Origin of the sequence: Carnobacterium sp. FSL E2-0243, assembly GCF_038003605.1 — a bacterium.
GTDB classification, from domain to species: Bacteria; Bacillota; Bacilli; order Lactobacillales; family Carnobacteriaceae; genus Carnobacterium; species Carnobacterium maltaromaticum.
This window is the reverse complement of sequence record NZ_JBBOPM010000001.1, coordinates 687,204-706,305: the sequence shown is the minus strand read 5'-3', so window position 1 is coordinate 706,305 and position 19,102 is coordinate 687,204. Positions and strand designations below refer to the sequence as shown.

The 19,102-nt window shown below is 35.5% G+C and carries 22 protein-coding genes and 2 pseudogenes; 12 read left to right on the top strand and 12 right to left on the bottom strand.

Translation table 11 applies throughout. The features are described 5' to 3' along the window. Positions 1-87: 87 nt before the first annotated feature. From MHI00_RS17700 to MHI00_RS03195, 5 genes and pseudogenes are all read right to left on the bottom strand, one after another. A pseudogene (locus MHI00_RS17700) lies at positions 88-315 on the bottom strand (DNA methyltransferase); the annotation flags it as partial. Between the two features lie 237 nt (positions 316-552). Next, entirely contained in the window at positions 553-822 is a 270-nt protein-coding gene (locus MHI00_RS03210) for a hypothetical protein (RefSeq protein WP_341111042.1), read from the bottom strand. Between the two features lie 19 nt (positions 823-841). Further along, positions 842-1,153, bottom strand: coding sequence for a hypothetical protein (locus MHI00_RS03205; RefSeq protein ID WP_341111040.1), 312 nt, complete (start codon positions 1,151-1,153; stop codon positions 842-844). Continuing rightward, a complete protein-coding gene (locus tag MHI00_RS03200; protein ID WP_341111038.1) occupies positions 1,150-1,779 on the bottom strand; it encodes a DUF4767 domain-containing protein in 630 nt (209 codons plus the stop codon). Before MHI00_RS03200 ends, MHI00_RS03205 begins: the two co-directional genes overlap by 4 nt. A gap of 116 nt (positions 1,780-1,895) precedes the next feature. Next, positions 1,896-3,119, bottom strand: a complete 1,224-nt coding sequence (locus tag MHI00_RS03195) for a LysM peptidoglycan-binding domain-containing protein (RefSeq protein ID WP_341111036.1) — start codon at positions 3,117-3,119, stop codon at positions 1,896-1,898. A gap of 156 nt (positions 3,120-3,275) precedes the next feature. Between MHI00_RS03195 and MHI00_RS03190 the strand changes: the two genes are divergently transcribed. The 6 genes and pseudogenes from MHI00_RS03190 to MHI00_RS03165 all read left to right on the top strand — a co-directional run bounded on the left by MHI00_RS03190 (position 3,276) and on the right by MHI00_RS03165 (position 6,617). Continuing rightward, positions 3,276-3,599, top strand: coding sequence for a helix-turn-helix domain-containing protein (locus MHI00_RS03190; protein WP_341111034.1), 324 nt, complete (start codon positions 3,276-3,278; stop codon positions 3,597-3,599). Between the two features lie 303 nt (positions 3,600-3,902). After that, a complete protein-coding gene (locus MHI00_RS03185; protein ID WP_341111032.1) occupies positions 3,903-4,880 on the top strand; it encodes a phage/plasmid replication domain-containing protein in 978 nt (325 codons plus the stop codon). Between the two features lie 28 nt (positions 4,881-4,908). Continuing rightward, on the top strand, positions 4,909-5,181 hold the full coding sequence (locus MHI00_RS03180) for a hypothetical protein (protein WP_341111030.1): 273 nt from the start codon (positions 4,909-4,911) through the stop codon (positions 5,179-5,181). 108 nt (positions 5,182-5,289) lie between these two features. After that, positions 5,290-5,424, top strand: a pseudogene (locus tag MHI00_RS03175) (DUF3173 family protein); the annotation flags it as partial. Continuing rightward, positions 5,417-5,614 carry an Arm DNA-binding domain-containing protein gene (locus tag MHI00_RS03170; RefSeq protein WP_341111029.1) on the top strand — a complete coding sequence of 66 codons (198 nt, stop codon included), beginning with the start codon at positions 5,417-5,419 and terminating at the stop codon, positions 5,612-5,614. The pseudogene MHI00_RS03175 and the gene MHI00_RS03170, both read left to right, overlap by 8 nt. 25 nt (positions 5,615-5,639) lie before the next feature. Then, positions 5,640-6,617 (top strand): tyrosine-type recombinase/integrase, encoded by a 978-nt coding sequence (locus MHI00_RS03165; protein ID WP_341111028.1) that lies wholly within the window; start codon positions 5,640-5,642, stop codon positions 6,615-6,617. Positions 6,618-6,692: 75 nt separating this feature from the next. Here the strand turns inward: MHI00_RS03165 and MHI00_RS03160 are convergent, their stop codons facing one another. The 3 genes from MHI00_RS03160 to coaA all read right to left on the bottom strand — a co-directional run bounded on the left by MHI00_RS03160 (position 6,693) and on the right by coaA (position 10,178). After that, positions 6,693-7,469 carry a toll/interleukin-1 receptor domain-containing protein gene (locus MHI00_RS03160; RefSeq protein ID WP_341111026.1) on the bottom strand — a complete coding sequence of 259 codons (777 nt, stop codon included), beginning with the start codon at positions 7,467-7,469 and terminating at the stop codon, positions 6,693-6,695. Between the two features lie 114 nt (positions 7,470-7,583). Beyond that, positions 7,584-9,122, bottom strand: a complete 1,539-nt coding sequence (gene guaA / locus MHI00_RS03155; RefSeq protein ID WP_179206359.1) for a glutamine-hydrolyzing GMP synthase — start codon at positions 9,120-9,122, stop codon at positions 7,584-7,586. Between the two features lie 132 nt (positions 9,123-9,254). Then, positions 9,255-10,178 (bottom strand): type I pantothenate kinase, encoded by a 924-nt coding sequence (gene coaA, locus MHI00_RS03150; RefSeq protein ID WP_015077363.1) that lies wholly within the window; start codon positions 10,176-10,178, stop codon positions 9,255-9,257. A gap of 383 nt (positions 10,179-10,561) precedes the next feature. Here coaA and mvk point away from each other — a divergent pair, with 383 nt between their 5' ends. The 5 genes from mvk to MHI00_RS03125 all read left to right on the top strand — a co-directional run bounded on the left by mvk (position 10,562) and on the right by MHI00_RS03125 (position 15,921). Then, the gene (mvk, locus tag MHI00_RS03145; protein ID WP_341111023.1) at positions 10,562-11,509 is read left to right on the top strand and encodes a mevalonate kinase; all 948 of its coding nucleotides are present in this window, start codon (positions 10,562-10,564) and stop codon (positions 11,507-11,509) included. Position 11,510: 1 nt separating this feature from the next. Next, entirely contained in the window at positions 11,511-12,500 is a 990-nt protein-coding gene (gene mvaD / locus MHI00_RS03140) for a diphosphomevalonate decarboxylase (protein WP_101702413.1), read from the top strand. After that, positions 12,500-13,588 (top strand): phosphomevalonate kinase, encoded by a 1,089-nt coding sequence (locus tag MHI00_RS03135; protein WP_010051294.1) that lies wholly within the window; start codon positions 12,500-12,502, stop codon positions 13,586-13,588. Before mvaD ends, MHI00_RS03135 begins: the two co-directional genes overlap by 1 nt. A 6-nt stretch (positions 13,589-13,594) precedes the next feature. Further along, entirely contained in the window at positions 13,595-14,659 is a 1,065-nt protein-coding gene (fni, locus tag MHI00_RS03130) for a type 2 isopentenyl-diphosphate Delta-isomerase (RefSeq protein ID WP_229251721.1), read from the top strand. A 263-nt stretch (positions 14,660-14,922) separates the two neighbouring features. Next, complete coding sequence (locus MHI00_RS03125) at positions 14,923-15,921, top strand: oxidoreductase (RefSeq protein ID WP_341111017.1); 999 nt, start codon at positions 14,923-14,925, stop codon at positions 15,919-15,921. A 23-nt stretch (positions 15,922-15,944) separates the two neighbouring features. On the opposite strand, the gene MHI00_RS03120 is transcribed toward MHI00_RS03125, so the two are convergent. Genes MHI00_RS03120 through MHI00_RS03110 form a run of 3 tightly spaced genes read right to left on the bottom strand, consistent with a single transcriptional unit; the run spans position 15,945 to position 17,989 of the window. Beyond that, entirely contained in the window at positions 15,945-16,604 is a 660-nt protein-coding gene (locus tag MHI00_RS03120) for a Type 1 glutamine amidotransferase-like domain-containing protein (protein WP_051926737.1), read from the bottom strand. Positions 16,605-16,625: 21 nt separating this feature from the next. After that, a complete protein-coding gene (locus tag MHI00_RS03115) occupies positions 16,626-17,408 on the bottom strand; it encodes a GNAT family N-acetyltransferase (RefSeq protein WP_056999392.1) in 783 nt (260 codons plus the stop codon). Positions 17,409-17,428: 20 nt separating this feature from the next. Next, positions 17,429-17,989, bottom strand: a complete 561-nt coding sequence (locus MHI00_RS03110) for an acyl-CoA thioesterase (protein WP_010051282.1) — start codon at positions 17,987-17,989, stop codon at positions 17,429-17,431. 168 nt (positions 17,990-18,157) lie between these two features. Here MHI00_RS03110 and MHI00_RS03105 point away from each other — a divergent pair, with 168 nt between their 5' ends. Continuing rightward, positions 18,158-18,715, top strand: a complete 558-nt coding sequence (locus MHI00_RS03105) for an SGNH/GDSL hydrolase family protein (RefSeq protein WP_057001398.1) — start codon at positions 18,158-18,160, stop codon at positions 18,713-18,715. Positions 18,716-18,855: 140 nt separating this feature from the next. On the opposite strand, the gene MHI00_RS03100 is transcribed toward MHI00_RS03105, so the two are convergent. Continuing rightward, positions 18,856-19,083 (bottom strand): hypothetical protein, encoded by a 228-nt coding sequence (locus tag MHI00_RS03100; protein WP_010051280.1) that lies wholly within the window; start codon positions 19,081-19,083, stop codon positions 18,856-18,858. Positions 19,084-19,102: the final 19 nt, after the last annotated feature.

The following is a 19,102-nucleotide window of genomic DNA, read 5'->3' as shown; positions in this document are numbered from 1 at the left end:
AATCAAAATTTATTCTATCTTTCTGATTGTACCATGTGAAATTCAATAGGTAAAACCTTATTTGATTCTTTTGTATCATCGAAAGGACTAATAGATTACCCCTTGAATCTGTTTAAAAGTCTCTAGGTCTTTCTCATAACCTATGAAGTTTCTCCTTAATTTTGAAGCCACAATGCCAGAAACGCCACTTCCTAAGAATAGATCAATGACTAAATCATGAGGTTTGGAATGCCTATTTATCAAGTCTTCAATTAAATATTTAGGTTTTTGGCAGACGTGGACACGTTCATTATTGGTTACTCTGGGATACTTATAAACCCCATCATGGTATTTCTCGAAAGGGGAGAGTTTGAAGTATGGCTTTTTTCCTTATGGGTCAAATAAAAAATGTACTCTCTGCCTTTTGTAGTATAGCCCCGTGTACGGATGTAAGTGGGGATAACTTTAGGTTTCTGACAAATTAACAGGTCTTGAAGCTCAAAATCAAACTGCTCAACGAGTTTAGTCAGCAGTACCAAATTTTGCGGAAAGTTGAATAAAAGAATGATACTGTTAGGCTTTAAAATCTTTATTTTCAGGTTTCGCTAGTTTTACTAACGCACTAAATGTTTGAATATCATCTAAAGATTCATAGGAACCTATAAAGTAATTATCCTCAAAATATAAATAGTCATCAAAACCTATCTGGTCCTCACTGTTTTTTCTAGTCCATTCCCAAATACCATTGATGTCTTTTTTATCCCTAGAATCATCACAGCCAGCCAACAGTAGCATAGTTGCTGTGAGAATAAAGAAGTTTTTAAAAAAATTATTCAGTTTCATTTGTATTTTTCCTCCAATATTAAAGTATCTTAATCCATTCATCACGACTAGTGCTATAAAATCGTTGCTTAATTGACCCGTCAGTGTTTACTCTAAATTGTTTCCCACCTTGCATGACTATTCCTTGATGGTCGTTAGTATTAATAACGATGTCATAGAAATCTCCTAGTTCATCATTTCTAAGTGTTTGAAGATTTTCATTAACACTATAGACCTCAATAGTATCAGCATTAACTTCTGCGTACATCCAATAAACTTTATTGTTTAAAACATGGTTATACGCATTATTAAAATTAATTATTGTGGCGTTTGATTCAGAGCTGTTGCTCACAATTTTTTTGCCGTTCCTTGGGTACTAATTTCATTAAATCCAGTTTTTAAGGCTTCATTTTGAGTCTCGTTAAAATAAATAGGTTGCGCCTCGTAGTTTCCTTGAAGTAGAGTACCACTAAGCACTCTAGGCTCACTATTATATAATGTAAAGAAGTAAATATGTTTTTCCATATCAGATTGCGTGTCTGCATCTGAATAGACTGTCAATAATTGATACGTGTTTTGAGCTTCTTTTCCACTTGTATACCACTCCAAAAGAACTTCTTCTTTATCTACTTCAAAAAAATCAAAACGGTTCTTTTCAAAAATGTCTTTTGGTAATTGCATATAGTAGTAGGTAACATTTTCGCCCTGTTCATATTCTTGGCACTTTTGACCCATGACAATCTCCCACTGATTCATGTATGTCTTAAGCTCAAATGATTTCTCTTTATTCCATAACGCATCATTAGCTTTTGTATTTTTTGGGGTTTCTTTTGATTCTATATTTTCACCAGTCAATTCAGTACTATTTTTTATTGTTGATTCAGTTTTAGGTGGTTTATTTTTAGAAATTTCATTTCCGCAAGCTGATAAGCCAAATAGGCAAGTCCCTATCAAAAAGCCCTGTATAATTTTGTTCATTTAAATACCCCCTCATTTAATATTCTGTGTCTAACTTTTTAATTTGTTAAAAAACGCTTAAACAGGAGTACCCCATTTAAGCGTTCCAATTAATTATTTGATTAGTTATTGGTAGATTAGTTCACGTTTAATGATTCTACTGTTACAGTTACGTAGTATTTACCGCCACCGCCGAATGCTGATGGTTTAACTGCGATGTTGTTTGCATATCCAAAGTCGAACCATTCAGTAGAAATTTCCCACATGTGAGTGTTAGCTTCTGCTGATGTTGCGAATGCTTTAGAAGTGTATAGCACTTGTCCTACATAAAAGTCACTTGGTGGTGTTACTTCATCTTTCTTCCAAGTTTTAGTAGTTGTGTAGGTAGTTACTGTGTTTCCGTTTGGTAATGTTTCAACACCGCTTTGAGTTGCTTCAGAAACGAATGAGTACCCCTCTACACTATTTAAAACATTTCCGTTAGTATCTACATTGATAATTACGTATTTGTTTTCATTGGTTGGGTCTGTTGGATTGCTAGACTCTTTCCAAGTTTTTGTAGTTGTATAGGTAGTTACTGTGTTTCCATTTTCTAAAGTATCAACTTTTTTATCAGTTGCTTCAGAAACGAACTCGTAACCGGATGTTGAATCAAGTACTGAACCATTTTCATCAACGTTTACTGTTACATATACGTCTTTGTTAGTTGGAGTAGATGGCTCTATAGGTTTCTCTGGTTCTATTGGATTCTCTGGATCAATAACTGGAGGTATAACAGGTATCTCAGGTTCAACTGGGACTTCTGGAGTTACAGGATTACTAGGGTCTGTGTTTCCACCAGTATTTGGAGCTGGTAATTTACCAGTGTTATCTGGAGTGCCTACAATATCAATGTTTGAAGCTTTTCCATCTGCGACATCTTTAGATATATCAGTTCCAATTGGCTTGTTAGCTACAATTTTGTTGCTATCATTAACTTTCACACCATTATTAATAGCTTGACCATTTGAGTTAACAGCTTTAATTTCAGATTCGCTGAAATGAATAACAGTTCCTACTGGCATTGTGAATTGCTCACCGTTTGAAAGATTGATGTTGTTGATTGATGCTAAGGTATTAACATTAACGTTGATTTTCATTACGATTGCCCAAAGTATATCGCCTTGCTTCATTGTATGAGAAGTAGCTCCTTGTTCAATTGAAATACTTTCTGGTGCGTTTGCTGACCATTCAGATGCAAAAGCAGGAGTAGCACTCATCAAACCAATCATACCAAATGCTGATAATATGCCTAACTTAGCCATTCTTTTCCTTTTCTTGTTAATTTCTAAACTTCTTCTGTAATCGATTCTTTTCTTCATTTTCTTATTACTCCTATACTTATACTTACAGCAATTATTTTAACATTTAGTTATCTGTTAGTAAATTTTCTGTCTTATAAGAACACAACTGTTTATATAAAAAAAGAATGAATTATATATACAATTGTATATATGAGATTAAAATGGGGTGGAGTAATGGAGCAAGATATTTTGAGTAATCTTGGAAGTGAGGTTAGGAAGCTAAGAGTCGAAAAAAGAATGACTCAGCAAGAACTAGCTGAAAAGTGTGAACTTAGTTTGCCGTTTATTAACTTGATTGAAAATAATAAACGAAACGTGTCTTTGGAGACACTAGTGAAGTTACTGTCTGCTCTTGAAGTTTCTCTGAGTGATTTTTTCCTGCCATTTTCACAAGTAGTTGAGAGCCTAGCAGTAGTACTTCTATTGCTTCAAGAATCACCAAAAAAAGCTCAGTATATTGAGCTTTTCACTCAAACGCTGAAGCTTTCAGAAATATAAAAACTCTGCCTAGTAAAAATTTTGGCAGAGTTATTTTTTTGGAGACAATCTGGGAGACAGTTCAAGTCGTTTTAACTGATTTCAATCAATTCTAACTGAATCAAAATGCCGTTAAATCAAGGGTTCTAGGTGTACGTTACCCCTAACTATTATTCCCACTCAACTTTAATACAATACTTAATTTATTACAGCAATATCTGCCACGGCGGAGCCTAGTGGCAAGTGGGCGTGATATTGCTGTATTAAATTTTAGTAGTGTAACGAACACAGTGAGTTTTAAACTAATAGTTTGGGGGAATGAAATTGAGTGAAGAAAAAGAACTGGCTCATTCTAACAGCCAGTTAGAGTATCATAATTCGAACCTCAAAGTTAAAGTTGAAGAAAATTCAGTGCAACTTTCAGATTACATAGTAAAATTTGGTTATCTTGGTTGTTACATTGATAGATTGACGATTGTTGGTAATTTAACGGATCAGTTAGAAAGTATTTTATTGGATTACGATTCTGAAATTAATTATTATCATTCGAATTTTTTTAAAGGTCAATTGTTTGCTAATAGTGAAGGAAACTTTTTTATTGAACATGATTTAGAAAAAGCTCGTAAAATGGGAATTAGAGATTTTCGGTTAGAATTTAATCCGAGGTTATCTAGACATGAACAAATGGAGTTTATAGAAAGATTTGTTATACCTAACCTAAATAATGTATCTATATCTCGAATAGATATAGCCTTTGATTTTGAAAGAGATTTATCAAATTATGTAATTGATAAGGCGATTAGTAGGCGAGTATATTTTGGTAAGGATAATAAAGTTGAAACAATTTATTGGGGTTCACCAAAGAGTGAGTATCAAATCCGTATTTATGATAAGTACAAAGAGAGAAAGAAAAAAGGAACTGATTACGACAAATTTTACTATGGAAGTTTTGATTGTTATTGGAGAATGGAGTTTCAGTTGAATGGTTCAAAGTTTATTGAAAAGCAAATTAGAAATGATTTTCATGTGTTGCAAGAAACGAAAATTACTAAAAGAAATTATGCAGTTCAAGATTTATCAACACAAGAACAAATTTTTTTGTTTGTTAAAGATAAATCACCAGAATTATTTTCTCAGTTGGGAAAAGCTTCTAAGGCTAAGTATAACAAATTGGCAAAAGATATTAGTGAAGTAGATTTAAGTGATGGGTTTAGATTAGCAATTCAAAACATTGAATATTGTTATGATGTACCACAAAAAGTAAGTTTAGTAGATTTTTGCAAAAAAATATTAGAAGATTAGCGTTGAAAAAGGAGTAGGGGATTTTTAGATGAAACTTAAATATATTTGTGAGAATTGTGATAGAACGGAAATATTTGATAACCCTCAAGTTGCATTTGATTTAGGTTGGGATTATCCACCTAAAATGTATGAGTTTAAAATGATAAGCCCTAGAACATGTCCGAATTGTTCTATAGAATCGACTATTTGGTGGGCATTAATCCTTGAGAAGAAAACTTTAGATGAACTTTCAGATAGACAAAAAGTATGTTTAAAAAGAATATTGAATGAACCAGAGAGTATTATTGTTAAAGAAAACTAGTAGTTCAAAATAATACAGATAATTAATAAGAAAGTGGGGTACTTATGTATGACTACAGTAACTAAGGATGATTTGATAGCGTTAGGTTATCCATAGTCTACAGCTCAATCGATTATAAGACAAGCAAAGGTAATGCTTGTAACAGAAGGAAAAACACTTTATTTAAACAAAAGGTTAGGTGTAGTGCCTAGACAACAAGTTGAAGAAATTATTGGCGTGAAAATTGGAAATTTAAATGAGTAAAAAAGAACAAATTAGAAAAACAAAATATACAGGTGTATATCAAAATTTAAGTAATAAAACATTTGGTTATAGGGTAAAGTTAGGAACCGATAGAGCGACAGGAAAAGCAATCACTGAACATCGTAGAGGATTTAGAACAGCAAGCGAAGCCCATGAAGCAAGAACATCAGCATTGAAAAAAAAAGCATGATTTAGGCGCATTAACGAATGCTCATATGCTTTATGAACAGTTCATGGATAAATACTATATACCAGAGTATAGAAACGGTGTGGAGCCTTCTACGTGGAAATCTAGGGAAGGTGTCTTACTTGAATTAAAAGAAGTTTTTGGAAAAAAGAAACCTAGAGATATTACGACATTAGATATTTTAGATTACAAAAATAAGCTTCTTGAAAGGCATTCACAAAATTATGCACGTTTGAAATTTGGAATGTTTTCACGGTCTTTAAAACATGCGAAAAAGCATGGATTGATAAAAGAAAATTTAGTTGAAATTGTGGAAGGAATACCAAAAAAGAAGCCAGAAGTTGATTTTTGGACAAAAAAAGAATTTGAAAAGGTAATTGAAACGTTTAATTTAAATGATTTTTACGAGCATATGTCATTTTCTATGATTTTCCTCTATTACATGACAGGTCTAAGAGTGAACGAGTTGACTGCATTATATTGGAGTGATATTGATTTAGAAAATGCTCAAATTAGAGTTTATCATAATTTAGATTTTACTAATAGCGATATTTGGACGAGAAAAACAAAAATGAAAACAGAAGCAGGTCGTAGGATAATTTCACTAGATGAAGATACCATATCTGTTTTAAAAGAATGGAAAAAACATCAAGAATTTATAGGGAAATATGATTTTGTTATTTCTTATACGGGTGCACCGTTAGGGAAATCAACAATAAACAGGATTGTAAGAAGGCATGCTAAATTGGCAAAGGTGAAGGAAATACAGCCGAAAGGTTTAAGGCATAGCCACGCTAGTTTGTTAATTAATGAGTTGAATGCTAATCCTTTAGCAGTTCAAAAAAGACTTGGACATTCTGATATACAAATAACATTAGGAACGTATTCACATCTATATCCAACTATTGATAGAGAAGTTGCTGATAATCTGAAAAATATTATTAAGATTAAAACATCTAACGAATCATTAATAAAATGGAATGGAAATCAAGCATATAAAAAATAATGATAAAGTGACACAGTATATTAAAAACAGCCAATAGAAAAATTAAATTTATTGGCTGTTTAAGTATATTTTTATTTAAATATATTCAATAGGTAACGGTTGCCATTGATTTTCTCCTACTGCGTGAAAAACCCCAACCAGTTTTAATTCAGCGCTAGATATTTTATCAATATCAATACCGAAAGGAAAGTTTGGGACAGTAGCTTCAGAAACTCCAATATACCAACCATTACAGACTGTATTAGGTATATCAAACACATTTTCGTGATATCCTGTTTGAGACATGCCAGGTGCTCTTAGATGAACATTAGCTTCATTGTTGTTATTTGATAAAGCAATGATAAAAATAGATTTAGGTTCCATAAAATGTTTAGCAACTATATCAATAGTTATTTTGTCAGTTGTTGGATTTACACGTGCAACTAAATTTGAAAAATCTGAATTTTCTCTAGTATAAGTATTTCTACCTTCGATTACATCTACAGCTTGTTTCAAAGTAGTTTCTAGACCGTTTGTAAATAAATCTAAAAAAAGTGTTTGTGTTAGTATTGCAGGCATTATCGAACCATCAAGTCTGATGGGAATTAATTTAACATCATCTTGTGCGGAAAGCATGATAGCGTTTTGCCATTCCATAGTGACCATTTTGCTAGCAAGGCTATTTTTGGAAACAAAGAAAAAGAAGAATTTACACTTTTGTAAACCTTGATTCATTTTATCTATTATTCCTTCTCCTGGTTGAATAGACCATGAGTCATAAAATACATTCTCTTGTCCATATACATCACTTAGTCTTACGGCCAGTTGTTCAACTATAGGCTTATCTTTAGAATTATGAGAAATAAAAATCAATAAAAACACTCCTTTATTATTTGAATAATTATAGATGGTTACCAAAATGGTTACCAATATAAAAATAAAAGCCTAGAAAAGCTGATTTAACAACATCTAGGCTTTATATTTAATCTATTCCCACTCAATCGTAGCTGGTGGTTTACTTGTAATATCATAAACAATACGGTTTACGTGACTCACTTCATTCACGATACGGACTGAAATCTTTTGCAGAACATCCCATGGAATGCGGGCAAAATCTGAAGTCATACCATCAATTGAGGTTACAGCACGGATACCAACTGTATAATCATAGGTTCTGCCGTCACCCATTACTCCAACACTGCGGATGCCTGGTAAAACGGTAAAGTATTGCCATACATCACGATCAAGACCTGCACTTGCAATCTCTTCACGTAAAATAGCGTCACTTTCACGAACAATTTCAAGTTTTTCTTCGGTTAATTCACCAAGGACACGAATACCTAAACCTGGTCCTGGGAATGGTTGGCGCCATACAAGTGCGTCTGGCATGCCTAATTCTGTCCCTAAAGCACGAACTTCATCTTTAAATAATGTATTTAAAGGCTCGATTAATTTAAATTGCATGTCCTCAGGAAGGCCACCTACATTATGATGTGATTTGATTGTTTGAGCAGTATCTGTTCCACTTTCAATCACGTCTGTATATAGAGTTCCTTGAGCTAAGAAATCAATACCTTTTAATTTAGTTGCTTCGTCATCGAAAACATATACAAATTCGTTTCCAATGATTTTACGTTTTTGTTCTGGATCGCTAACACCAGCTAATTTGTCCATGAAACGTTTCTTCGCATCAACACGAATAATGTTTAGGCCAAATTTGCCTGATAGGCTTTCCATTACTTGATCGCCTTCGTTTTTACGTAGCAAACCATGATCAACAAAGATACATGTTAATTGATCGCCAATAGCTTTTTGTAAAAGCACGCCGACAACACTTGAATCCACTCCACCTGATAAAGCTAATAAAACTTTTTTATCGCCAACTGTGTTGCGGATTTTTGCGATTTCTAGGTCAATAAAGTTCGCGATTGACCAGTTACCTGCAGCGCCACAAACGTTGAATGCAAAGTTTTTCAAGATTTCATTGCCATGAACAGAATGACGTACTTCTGGATGGAATTGAACAGCGTGGAAATTTAATTCGTTATTATACATGGAAGCGATTGGACAATGTGCGCTCGTTGCTGAAATCGTAAATCCAGCTGGAACTTCAGTAACTAAGTCACCATGACTCATCCAAACTGTTTCTTCTTTTTCTAAGCCAGCAAATAATGGTGCGGAAGCATCTTCGATAACGATTTCGGCTTTACCGTACTCGCGGTTATTGGCAGGTTCAACTTTCCCACCTAATACGTCAGTCATTAATTGCATGCCGTAACAGATTCCTAAAATTGGAACGCCTAATTCGAAAATTGCGGGATCAACGCGGAATGCTCCTTCGTCGTAGACACTGTTTGGTCCACCAGAAAAAATAATTCCTTTCACGTTCATGCCTTTAATTTCTTCAGCTGTAATCTTGTGAGATAATAGCTCAGAATAAATTCCGAATTCACGGATGCGTCTTGTAATTAACTGGTTGTATTGACTTCCAAAATCAAGCACAATAATTTTTTCAATCGTTGTCATATCAGTAGCATTTGCCACTCAGCTCACCCCATCTTATTTATTTAGACACGTCTTTTCGTGCCTACTTATTGGTATATTGTAGCGATTCTTTTGCCATTGGTCAATATCTGACCCTCATTTTACAAGCATTTTCTAATATTTTCTTAAAAATAACCGGTCAATTCGATGATTATCGGTTTTATGAATGATTAAATCTGCTCGATTGCGAGTTGGTAAGATAAATTCTTCTAAGTTCGTGAGATTGACTGTACGCCAGACGTTTTTAGCCATCGAAAAGGCTTCTTCACGGTCTCCAATCGCAAATGAATAATAGTAGTTCGTCGGATCTTTAAAGGCGGTCTTTAATAAGACACCAAAACGATCTAAATACCATTGCTCAATCAGCTCTGGATCAGCATCAACGAAAATCGAAAAATCAAAAAAGTCGCTGACATAAATTTGTTCGTTTTGTGGCAGTTGTAAGACGTTGATTCCTTCGACAATTAAAATATCAGGCTGATCTAAAACTTCGTATTCACCTTCCACAATGTCATAAACTTCATGGGAATACACTGGCGCTTTAACTGCGGAAGCACCATTTTTAACATCACCAAGGAACGTAATCAAACGGGCCATATCGTAACTTTCTGGAAAACCTTTTTTATCCATAATCCCACGTTCTTCTAAGATTGCATTAGGATAGAGGAAACCATCTGTCGTAATCAGCTCCACTTGCTTGTCTTTATAAACACGAGACAGCATCATTTGTAGCAAACGAGCAGTTGTACTTTTCCCAACTGCTACACTTCCAGCAATCCCGATGATAAAGGGTTTCTTTTGGACTTCTTTTTTTAAAAAGCGCAATTTTTTTTCTTGTAAAGCTTCATATTGTGTTAAGTATATATCAAATAAATGAGCAATTGGAATATAGACATCTTCCACATCTCGCAAAGAAATCTGGTCATTTAACCCTTTAAGCTGCTCCAATTCTTCCTTTGTTAAAGGAGCCACGCTATTTTGGTAAAACTCCATCCATTCTTCCCGCTCAATAATATGATAGGTAGCCGATTCTTTCATAAATGGCAGATCCTCCTAGGATTTCAACTTCCTAACTATTGTACCAAAAAAAACTCACATTACCTAGCTTTCATGTGAGTTTTTTCATCTTTTAAATGGATTAGAAAATGCACAAACACATCCATATCCTTCTACTTAAAAAGGCTTTTTTTATAATTTAAATGAATATCTTATGACAAATTCTCAAGAAAGTGTTAAATTTAAAGGAATTAGATTTACTATTTGGTCATAATTCGCTAAAATAGTTCTTTGGGAAACAATTATTATCATTGTGCTTCCCAATTTTTTACTTATTTAGCAAAATTTGTTACAACTTACCTACTCACATAGATGTGTTACTTTTGTTGGTGCACACCCTTATTCCAAAGAAACGAAGTGAAAAAATGACAAAGTTAGATTCAGTTGGTTATGGAGTTGCCACTGGTAAAATTATTTTAATGGGCGAACATGCCGTGGTTTATGGAGAACCGGCAATTGCACTCCCTTTTCCTGCCGTACGAATTAACGCCAAGGTAGAGAAAATTGCTCAATCTATCGTAGAGCTAGATTGTTATTTTTATCAAGGTCCACTGACAGAAGCACCACAACAATTAACTAATTTAATAACAGCAATCAAAGGATCTTTGGCTGTTTTACAACAACCTCAGCAAGGATTTAAACTGTCGATTACTAGTACGGTTCCGGCTGAACGCGGTATGGGATCCAGCGCTGCTGTTGCAGTGGCTACTATTCGAGCTTTATTTTCTTACTTTAAACAGCCTCTAACAGATTCAGTTTTGTTAGAGTTAACCAATCAGGCTGAAAAAATTGCTCATGGCAATCCAAGTGGGCTAGACGCTGCAATGACCAGCGGTTCGGTTCCTCTTTATTATGTGAAAAATCAACCTTTTGCGCCTATTTCTTTGAATTTAAAAGCCTACTTAATTGTGGCTGATACAGGCATTACTGGACAAACGAAAAAGGCTGTTGCCGATGTGGCTGCTTTGTTAGAGAGTCATCCGCAAGAAATAGGTGACAAAATTGTCACTTTAGGCAACTTAGTTAAACAAAGTAAACATGCTATTGAAGAAAATAATCCGGTTTTACTAGGTGGCTACATGAATCAAGCTCAGCAAATTTTAGTTGATTTAACTGTCAGCAGTCCTGAAATTGATTTACTTGTTGCCGCTGCTAATCAAGCGGGTGCTCTTGGAGCAAAATTAACCGGTGGCGGACGTGGCGGTTGTCTTGTAGCCTTAGCTACAACTAAAAGTGCTGCAGAACAAATTGAAGCGGCTTTAATTGAAGCTGGTGCAACTATTACATGGATTTATCAGATTGGAGAGAAATAATTTGGCAAACACAGGAAAAGCTCGTGCTTATACCAATATTGCATTAATTAAATACTGGGGAAAAAAAGATGACGATTTAATTTTACCTATGAACAGCAGTCTTTCTTTAACGCTTGATGCTTTTTACACTGAAACAACTGTGCATTTTGATGAAACGTTAAAAGAAGATCAATTTTATTTAAACCAAACTTTACAAAATCCTACTCAAACAAAAAAAACAACACGCTTTTTAGATTTAGTCCGACATGAAGCAGGAATTACAACGCCAGCTATAATTGAAAGTACCAATTATGTACCGACAGCTGCTGGTTTAGCTTCTTCAGCTTCTGGCTTTGCAGCATTAGCAGGCGCAGCTAGTTTAGCAAGTGGCTTAGAACTTGATTCACAGGCGCTCTCGCGCCTAGCAAGACGTGGCTCTGGTTCTGCTACTAGAAGTATCTACGGAGGCTTTGTCGAGTGGCAAATGGGCTCTAATGACCTTGATTCTTATGGGGTACCGATTGATGATGCTAGTTCTTGGGATTTAGCGATGCTTTTTGTGGTTGTGAATCAAAAAGAAAAAGTTATTTCTAGCCGTGATGGCATGAAACAAACAGTCGCAACCTCGCCTTTCTATTCCGGTTGGTTAGAAAGTACAGCCAAAGATTTAATTACGATTAAAGAAGCGATTAAAGAACATGATTTTCAAAAACTTGGGGAAACCATGGAAAGTAATGGCTTGAAAATGCACGCAACGATGCTTGGTGCAACCCCACCTTTTACTTATTGGGAACCAGACTCGATTCAAGCCATGCAATTTGTCGCTGAACTTCGGCAAGAAGGAATTCCTTGTTATTTCACAATGGATGCTGGACCGAATGTTAAAGTACTTTGCCACAAATCGGATTTACCAAAAATTAAAGCAAAATTTGCAACTATTTTTCAAGAAACTCAGTTGATTACTGCCTACCCTGGTCCTGGAATTCAGCTATCTAAAGGAGATTTTTACTAATGATTGAAGCTTCAGCACCTGGAAAACTGTACATCGCTGGTGAATATGCCGTCGTTGAGGCGGGCCATCCAGCGATTATTGTCGCCGTTGATCAATTTATTACGGTCAGCTTGGAACAAAATGAAGAATATGGTAGCATTCGCTCGTTTCAATATGGTGAATTGCCTATTCTTTGGACCAGACAAGACGGTCAACTGGTTCTCGATAAACGAGAGAATCCTTTTCATTATATTTTAGCTGCGATGGAATTAACTGAACAGTACGCGCAGGAACAAGGGAAAGAATTATCTTTCTATGAACTTTCTGTCACAAGTGAATTAGATAATTCCACCGGTAAAAAATACGGTCTTGGCTCTAGTGGTGCAGTAACTGTCGCAACCGTTAAGGCTTTATGTAAATATTACCAACTAGATGTTACGAAGAAACAAGTCTTCAAATTAGCAGCTTTAGCGCATTTATCTGTCCAAGGAAATGGTTCTTGTGGAGATATTGCGGCTAGTGTTTATGGCGGCTGGATTGCCTTTACAACCTTTGAACGTCAATGGGTTGCCGATAAGTTTAAAAACGAAACCTTGACGACTTTACTCGCTTTAGTTTGGCCTGAGTTATCGATTCAACCTTTAACACCACCACGTGATTTGCGTTTGGTCATCGGTTGGACTGGCTCACCTGCTTCAACTTCTAGCTTAGTTGATAAAGTCACTAAACAACGCGAGATGGATCAAGCTTCTTATCAACGCTTTTTACAGGATAGTAAAGAGTGTGTCGAAGCACTAATTCAAGCGTTTGAAGAGAACGATATTCCTGAAATCCAAGAAAAAATCCGTTTAAATCGTCAATTATTGCTAGGTATGAGCAAGAAAACCGGTGTCGTGATTGAAACCCCAGCTTTAAAAAAACTGTGTGATTTAGCTGAAACTTATCACGGAGCAGCGAAATCTTCTGGTGCCGGTGGTGGTGATTGTGGTATTGTCCTTTTCCGTCAAAAAGAAGGAATGTTGCCGCTAATTACAGCTTGGGAAAAAGAAGAAATTACCAATTTACCTTTACATGTTTATTTTGATAAGGAAACCGAACTAGGAGGTTAACGTGTTATGACTATTGAAAATCGTAAGAATCAACATGTCGACTTGGCTGAATCCATGTTTCACCAACCTAAGCCTTCTGACTATGATGCTTTACGTTTTGTGCATCATTCATTTCCAGAAATGGCTGTTTCAGATACTAGTCTGGCTACTAGTTTTCTAGGTTTAAACTTAACCTCTCCCTTTTATATTAATGGGATGACTGGTGGCAGTGAGCGAACAAAAATTATTAATGGCGATTTAGCTTTGATAGCTAAGGAAACTGGCTTAGCTATGGCAACTGGTTCGCAAAGTGCCGCAATTAAGCAGCCCGAATTAACAGATACCTTTCAAATTATTCGTCACAACAATCCAAATGGCTTAATTTTTGCTAATTTAGGCACTGGAAACTCTGTTGAAGCTGGTAAAAAAGCTGTTGCAATGTTAGATGCTAACGCCTTACAAATTCACGTCAATGCTCCACAAGAATTAATTATGCCTGAAGGAGATCGCGACTTTTCTAACTGGTTGACTGAAATTGAAAAAATGGTGCAGGAAATCGATGTCCCTATTATCGTCAAAGAAGTTGGCTTTGGAATGAGTCGTGAAACCATTGAACTCTTAATTGAGCGTGGTGTTCAAGCTGTGGATGTTAGTGGTCGAGGTGGAACAAACTTTGCGGCGATTGAGAATATGCGTCGTAAAACAAGAGAATTAGATTACTTAGAAACTTGGGGACAATCGAGTATCATTTCGCTTCTTGAGGCTCAACCTTTAAGTCAATCCATTGAACTTCTAGCTTCTGGGGGAATTCGTAATCCTCTTGATGTGATTAAAGCATTATCATTAGGTGCCAAAGCGGTTGGAATTTCTGGCCTATTTCTGCATTTACTTTTGGAAAATGGCGTTTCAGCAACTATTACAGAAATTCAACGTTGGCAAGAACAAATGCAAACGATTTTGACATTACTTGGTAAGACTACTATCGCTGATTTGCAAAAAACTGATTTAATTATTGGTGGAGAAGTTAGAGAATGGTGTCTTGCTCGTGAGATTCCTTACCAAACATTTGCAAAACGTTCTACAAATGGATAGAAAAATAGAATTCAACTAGAAAAACAGGCCAAGTTTATCATTACTTAGCCTGTTTTTCATTTAAATTTCTATACTATTTTTTTAATCTGTTGTAGATAGTCAAGCAGAAAAATTCTCAGTGATTCAATATTTAGAAGAAAATGATCCTCGATTTTTTTTAAAATATAGTTAAAGCTAGCCTCCTGATTGCTAGCTTTTTTTAGTATTTAAGCTTATGATAGATAATGACAAATAAATTTCAACTTACGATTGGAGTCCTAACAATGACAGAATTTTTTAATGCTCTACAAGTGGATTTAGTTGATTCTCTAGCAACTGCAACAGTAGAAAAATTAACTTTCGCTGATTTACCTGAAGGCGATATCTTAATTGAAGTCCATTATTCTAGTGTAAACTACAAAGATGCTCTAGCTTTTCAAACAAAAGGTGGAGTCGTTCGTACGTACCCAATGGTTCCTGGCATTGATCTAAGTGGGATTGTGAAAGAATCCACGAACCCAAAGTTTAAAGCGGGAGACCCCGTTCTTGTGACTGGCTATAAATTAGGTATTCAGCATTTTGGTGGCTATAGTCAGTTTGCTCGTGTCCCTAGCGAATGGGTTGTTCCTTTACCTGCTGGACTTAGTTTAAGAGAAGCGATGATTATTGGTACAGCTGGATTTACTGCAGCTTTATCTATTCATCAATTGGAATTAAATGGTTTGACCCCTAGTGGTGGAGATATTTTGGTGGTAGGAGCAACTGGCGGAGTTGGAAGCATGGCGATTGCCCAACTGAAAGCATTAGGCTATTCCTCTATTACGGCTGGCACAAGAAAACAAACTGAATCTGACTTTTTATTCTCAATTGGAGCATCACAAGTTTCTCCACTTTCAGAAATTCAATTGGATCCTAAGAAACCCTTAGCAAAACAACGTTGGCAAGGTGTTGTTGATCCAGTCGGCGGAGACTTATTGCCTGACTTATTTGCTCAAATTAATTACAATGGGGCCTTAGCTTTAAGTGGCAATGCTGGTGGAATTAACTTTTCAGCTTCTGTTTTTCCATTTATTTTACGCGGAGTCAAACTTTTAGGAATTGATTCAGTTGATTGCCCTTTCCAATTAAGACAAGAGCTTTGGTCCAAATTAGCTACTACTATGAAACCTGCTAACTTGGAAGGCATGCTTGATAATGAAATTAGTTTAACAGAATTGCCATTGGCTTTAGAAAAAATTCTAGCAGGAAAAATGCGCGGTCGAACTCTCGTTAAATTAAACTAATCAAAAAAGATGGAAGCTAGTTCTCAAGCTTCCATCTTTTTGATTTCATGATTATGTTCAATATAAATTGTGCCAAAATAACGTGGTTGGTTGTCTTCAAAGACTAAATAGCTATCATCATCAATTCCATACCCTACTGAAACACCAGCTTTTTTTAGTCCTGAACGTAGCATCCGATGTTCCCGCCATTTTGAGTAATGAGCACTAATAACAGTATCTTTCAATAGTCCTAACCCTTTTTTCACTCGAATACCAAAAGGATTATCTTTATAAGAAATCAGCATCGTTTCGGGCATAATCAAACTGCCGGCTGAAAATCCCATCAAAGGAACCCCTTGATGATAAGCTTTTATCAAGGCCTCCTTAACACGACCTTTAACAAATATTCGCGCATATTTCAATGTAATTCCAGAACCAATTAAAATTAAATCCGCTGATTTAATCCCTTTCAGCAGTTCTTTCTTACTAATTCGATTGCCTATAATTGTCTGAACATGAAAAAATCCAGCTGCATAAAATTGTTCCCGAATCTGTTTTTCATACTTTAGTGCCCCACCATGGCGAATCGTTAAATAAACAATCTTACTTGTAGGCTTTAACCCTTCAGTTGCATAGGCGACAATTTCTGAGCTAGGTGGTGGCGACCCGCCACCTAAGATAATTTTTTTCTTTTTTTTCATCATTTTAGTCGCCCACCTTCTTTATTATTTCGCTTGCATTAAAACCCAGCGGTCCAAATCAACAAAACCTAAACGATGATAAATACTACCCGCTGCTGGATTTGTAAAAAAGAGACAGGCTGATTTTTTCTGATTATGGCAATGTTCTACAAGACTGGTCACTACTGCCGACCCATATCCGTTTCCTCGAGCTGATTCTAGTGTTGCTATCCCAATAATCATACCTGACGATTGACTTTCAACTGCAATTTTACCACCAGAAACAAGTTCTCCTTGTTGATTTTTTATGACTTTAATAACAGCACTGCCACTAGCAATTTCTTTTTCTAAGTCATCAATTGTTACAACGGAATGATTAAAAGCTGCTTCTTGCAACGCAATATATTTCGGGATATCGGCTACTTCTAAATCTGTCACGTAATCGGTTTGCAAAGATTTCATTCTTAACTTTTGGCATTCAGCAAAATAAGATAAGTCTTTTTTGAACTCTGGAAAAGCAGTTGCATACTGATCCAGCGCCTCTTTCCGACCAGAGATAAATCGACTATTTTTTTGTTCTTTAATACAGGCAATAAACGCTTCTAAACCTGAAAAATTAGCTTCATGAGCTGGAATGATATTATTTTTATAGCGTAATAGCACGCCACTAATTTTATGATCATCCTCGCGGTAGCACCAAATGTCTTGGTCCTCTGAATCAAATCCATACGTTTCAATATCCCCAATGATAAATAAATTTAAAGCTGGTCTTGAACTTAAATAAGCTAAAATTTCTTCTTCATCTTTTGCGGTACATTTGACAAACATCTAATCACCCTACTTTCATTTTAATCAGCAAATGCGCTCCAATCTTTGGTCATCCATGGAACAGCTAATGTCACTGTTTCAGCAAATTCTTCATTAAATGCCCGAGTTTGAACTCTCTTTCCTCGGCGTTTTTCGTAGCCAGCACACACCATGCGTTCTTCTAGTGTTTCCGGCTCTACTAAAGGTACTAAAATAACAGGTTTTTCTTCTGTTGGTAAAGCGACAAATGTCATAAAACTTGTTGCAGCTAAGTAACGTTCTCCTGTTAATAATTCTTCTCCCATTACTTTAGCAAAAACTTCAATTGATGTTTTCCCAACACCAGTTACATAAGTTTCCACACAAACAGAATGATCTTCATGAATCGGGTGTAAAAAATCTAATGAGTCGGTTGAAGCTGTCACACAAACTTCTCGACTATGACGTGTGACTGAGATAGATGCTGTATCATCAATTAAACTCATTAACTTCCCACCAAATAAGGTTTTATGTTGATTTAAATCATAAGGGAATACGCGATGTGTTTGAACAACCCGTGACTCACGACATTTTTTAACTTTACGCTTTTCTTTATTCTCCATTTGCTTTCCTCCATTGTATCTACTAGGTTCTTATATCCTTATTATATCATAGCTTCTTTATAATCGTACTTCACAATGATTCATTTATTTTAGGATAGAATTAGTAGTGATAAATGGAGTATACTAGAAGATAGATAAATCCACAGATTGAATAGATTCGGAGGAATTATGTTGAAAAAAATTGTATTATTTGGTGATAGCATCACTGCCGGCTATCTAGATGGTTATGTATCTAAAGCTTTAACAGACAGACTCGCTGACTTCTTACCTGAAGATAAAATCATAAATGTTGGGATTCCTGGGGATACAACGAACGGTGGATTGGAACGTTTTGAGCAACATGTTTTAAAAAGAGATCCTGATTTAGTCACAATTTTATTCGGATCTAATGACGTTACACTGGCTGAAAATATTTCACTCACTATGTATAAAAATAATATTTTAACGATGATTGAAAAAGTTGGAGCTGAAAAAGTCTTATTAATTACACCCAGCTTTTCGAATCCACTTGTGCAGCATGACGAGCGACCAAATAGTCGCATTCTAGCATATGGAAATGCGATTCGTGAGTTAGCTAAAGAACATCAGACTTTATTAGCTGATTTACAAATTGCTTTTTTAGATAGTCCTAATTATGTCGATTTTTTACAAAAAGATGGATTTCATTTAAATGAAAAAGGCTATGATTTATTAGCTGAGTTGATTGCCCATACACTTCAATCTTAACAGAGTCGATGAGGTTAAGGTTTCTTTTATAATTTTTAAGGAACCTTAGCCCCATGTCCAACTCGGTTCTCCCCTACTGTTACACTCGCACTCATTCTATTTACCACCTCACTATAAGTCTTAGCTCTCTTCTCAATGACCTATCCAGCTATAGTTTTTCCATGTAAATACAAGCCTTCATCAATTTCATCTAATCTGGTTATTTCTAAAACATGATTAAATCTATTCTTAATGTTTGCTTTGATTTCATCAAGCGTTAATTCCGCCGAAAAAACCAATAATTTATGAAGTGTTCGAACTTCTTTATGTCCGACTTTAATTTCAACTTGGTATACAACAACGTCTGTCCAATGGTCCTCAATTTGCATCTACTTCACTCTTCCTTCT

What these genes read in the sequence shown, in the direction of transcription:
- MHI00_RS03210 (WP_341111042.1), bottom strand. Translation starts at nt 822, where the DNA reads ATGAAACTGAATAATTTTTTTAAAAACTTCTTTATTCTCACAGCAACT.
- MHI00_RS03200 (WP_341111038.1), bottom strand. Translation starts at nt 1,779, where the DNA reads ATGAACAAAATTATACAGGGCTTTTTGATAGGGACTTGCCTATTTGGC.
- MHI00_RS03195 (WP_341111036.1), bottom strand. Translation starts at nt 3,119, where the DNA reads ATGAAGAAAAGAATCGATTACAGAAGAAGTTTAGAAATTAACAAGAAA.
- MHI00_RS03190 (WP_341111034.1), top strand. Translation starts at nt 3,276, where the DNA reads ATGGAGCAAGATATTTTGAGTAATCTTGGAAGTGAGGTTAGGAAGCTA.
- MHI00_RS03180 (WP_341111030.1), top strand. Translation starts at nt 4,909, where the DNA reads ATGAAACTTAAATATATTTGTGAGAATTGTGATAGAACGGAAATATTT.
- MHI00_RS03170 (WP_341111029.1), top strand. Translation starts at nt 5,417, where the DNA reads ATGAGTAAAAAAGAACAAATTAGAAAAACAAAATATACAGGTGTATAT.
- MHI00_RS03165 (WP_341111028.1), top strand. Translation starts at nt 5,640, where the DNA reads ATGCTTTATGAACAGTTCATGGATAAATACTATATACCAGAGTATAGA.
- guaA (WP_179206359.1), bottom strand. Translation starts at nt 9,122, where the DNA reads ATGACAACGATTGAAAAAATTATTGTGCTTGATTTTGGAAGTCAATAC.
- coaA (WP_015077363.1), bottom strand. Translation starts at nt 10,178, where the DNA reads ATGAAAGAATCGGCTACCTATCATATTATTGAGCGGGAAGAATGGATG.
- mvk (WP_341111023.1), top strand. Translation starts at nt 10,562, where the DNA reads ATGACAAAGTTAGATTCAGTTGGTTATGGAGTTGCCACTGGTAAAATT.
- MHI00_RS03135 (WP_010051294.1), top strand. Translation starts at nt 12,500, where the DNA reads ATGATTGAAGCTTCAGCACCTGGAAAACTGTACATCGCTGGTGAATAT.
- fni (WP_229251721.1), top strand. Translation starts at nt 13,595, where the DNA reads ATGACTATTGAAAATCGTAAGAATCAACATGTCGACTTGGCTGAATCC.
- MHI00_RS03125 (WP_341111017.1), top strand. Translation starts at nt 14,923, where the DNA reads ATGACAGAATTTTTTAATGCTCTACAAGTGGATTTAGTTGATTCTCTA.
- MHI00_RS03120 (WP_051926737.1), bottom strand. Translation starts at nt 16,604, where the DNA reads ATGATGAAAAAAAAGAAAAAAATTATCTTAGGTGGCGGGTCGCCACCA.
- MHI00_RS03115 (WP_056999392.1), bottom strand. Translation starts at nt 17,408, where the DNA reads ATGTTTGTCAAATGTACCGCAAAAGATGAAGAAGAAATTTTAGCTTAT.
- MHI00_RS03110 (WP_010051282.1), bottom strand. Translation starts at nt 17,989, where the DNA reads ATGGAGAATAAAGAAAAGCGTAAAGTTAAAAAATGTCGTGAGTCACGG.
- MHI00_RS03105 (WP_057001398.1), top strand. Translation starts at nt 18,158, where the DNA reads ATGTTGAAAAAAATTGTATTATTTGGTGATAGCATCACTGCCGGCTAT.
- MHI00_RS03100 (WP_010051280.1), bottom strand. Translation starts at nt 19,083, where the DNA reads ATGCAAATTGAGGACCATTGGACAGACGTTGTTGTATACCAAGTTGAA.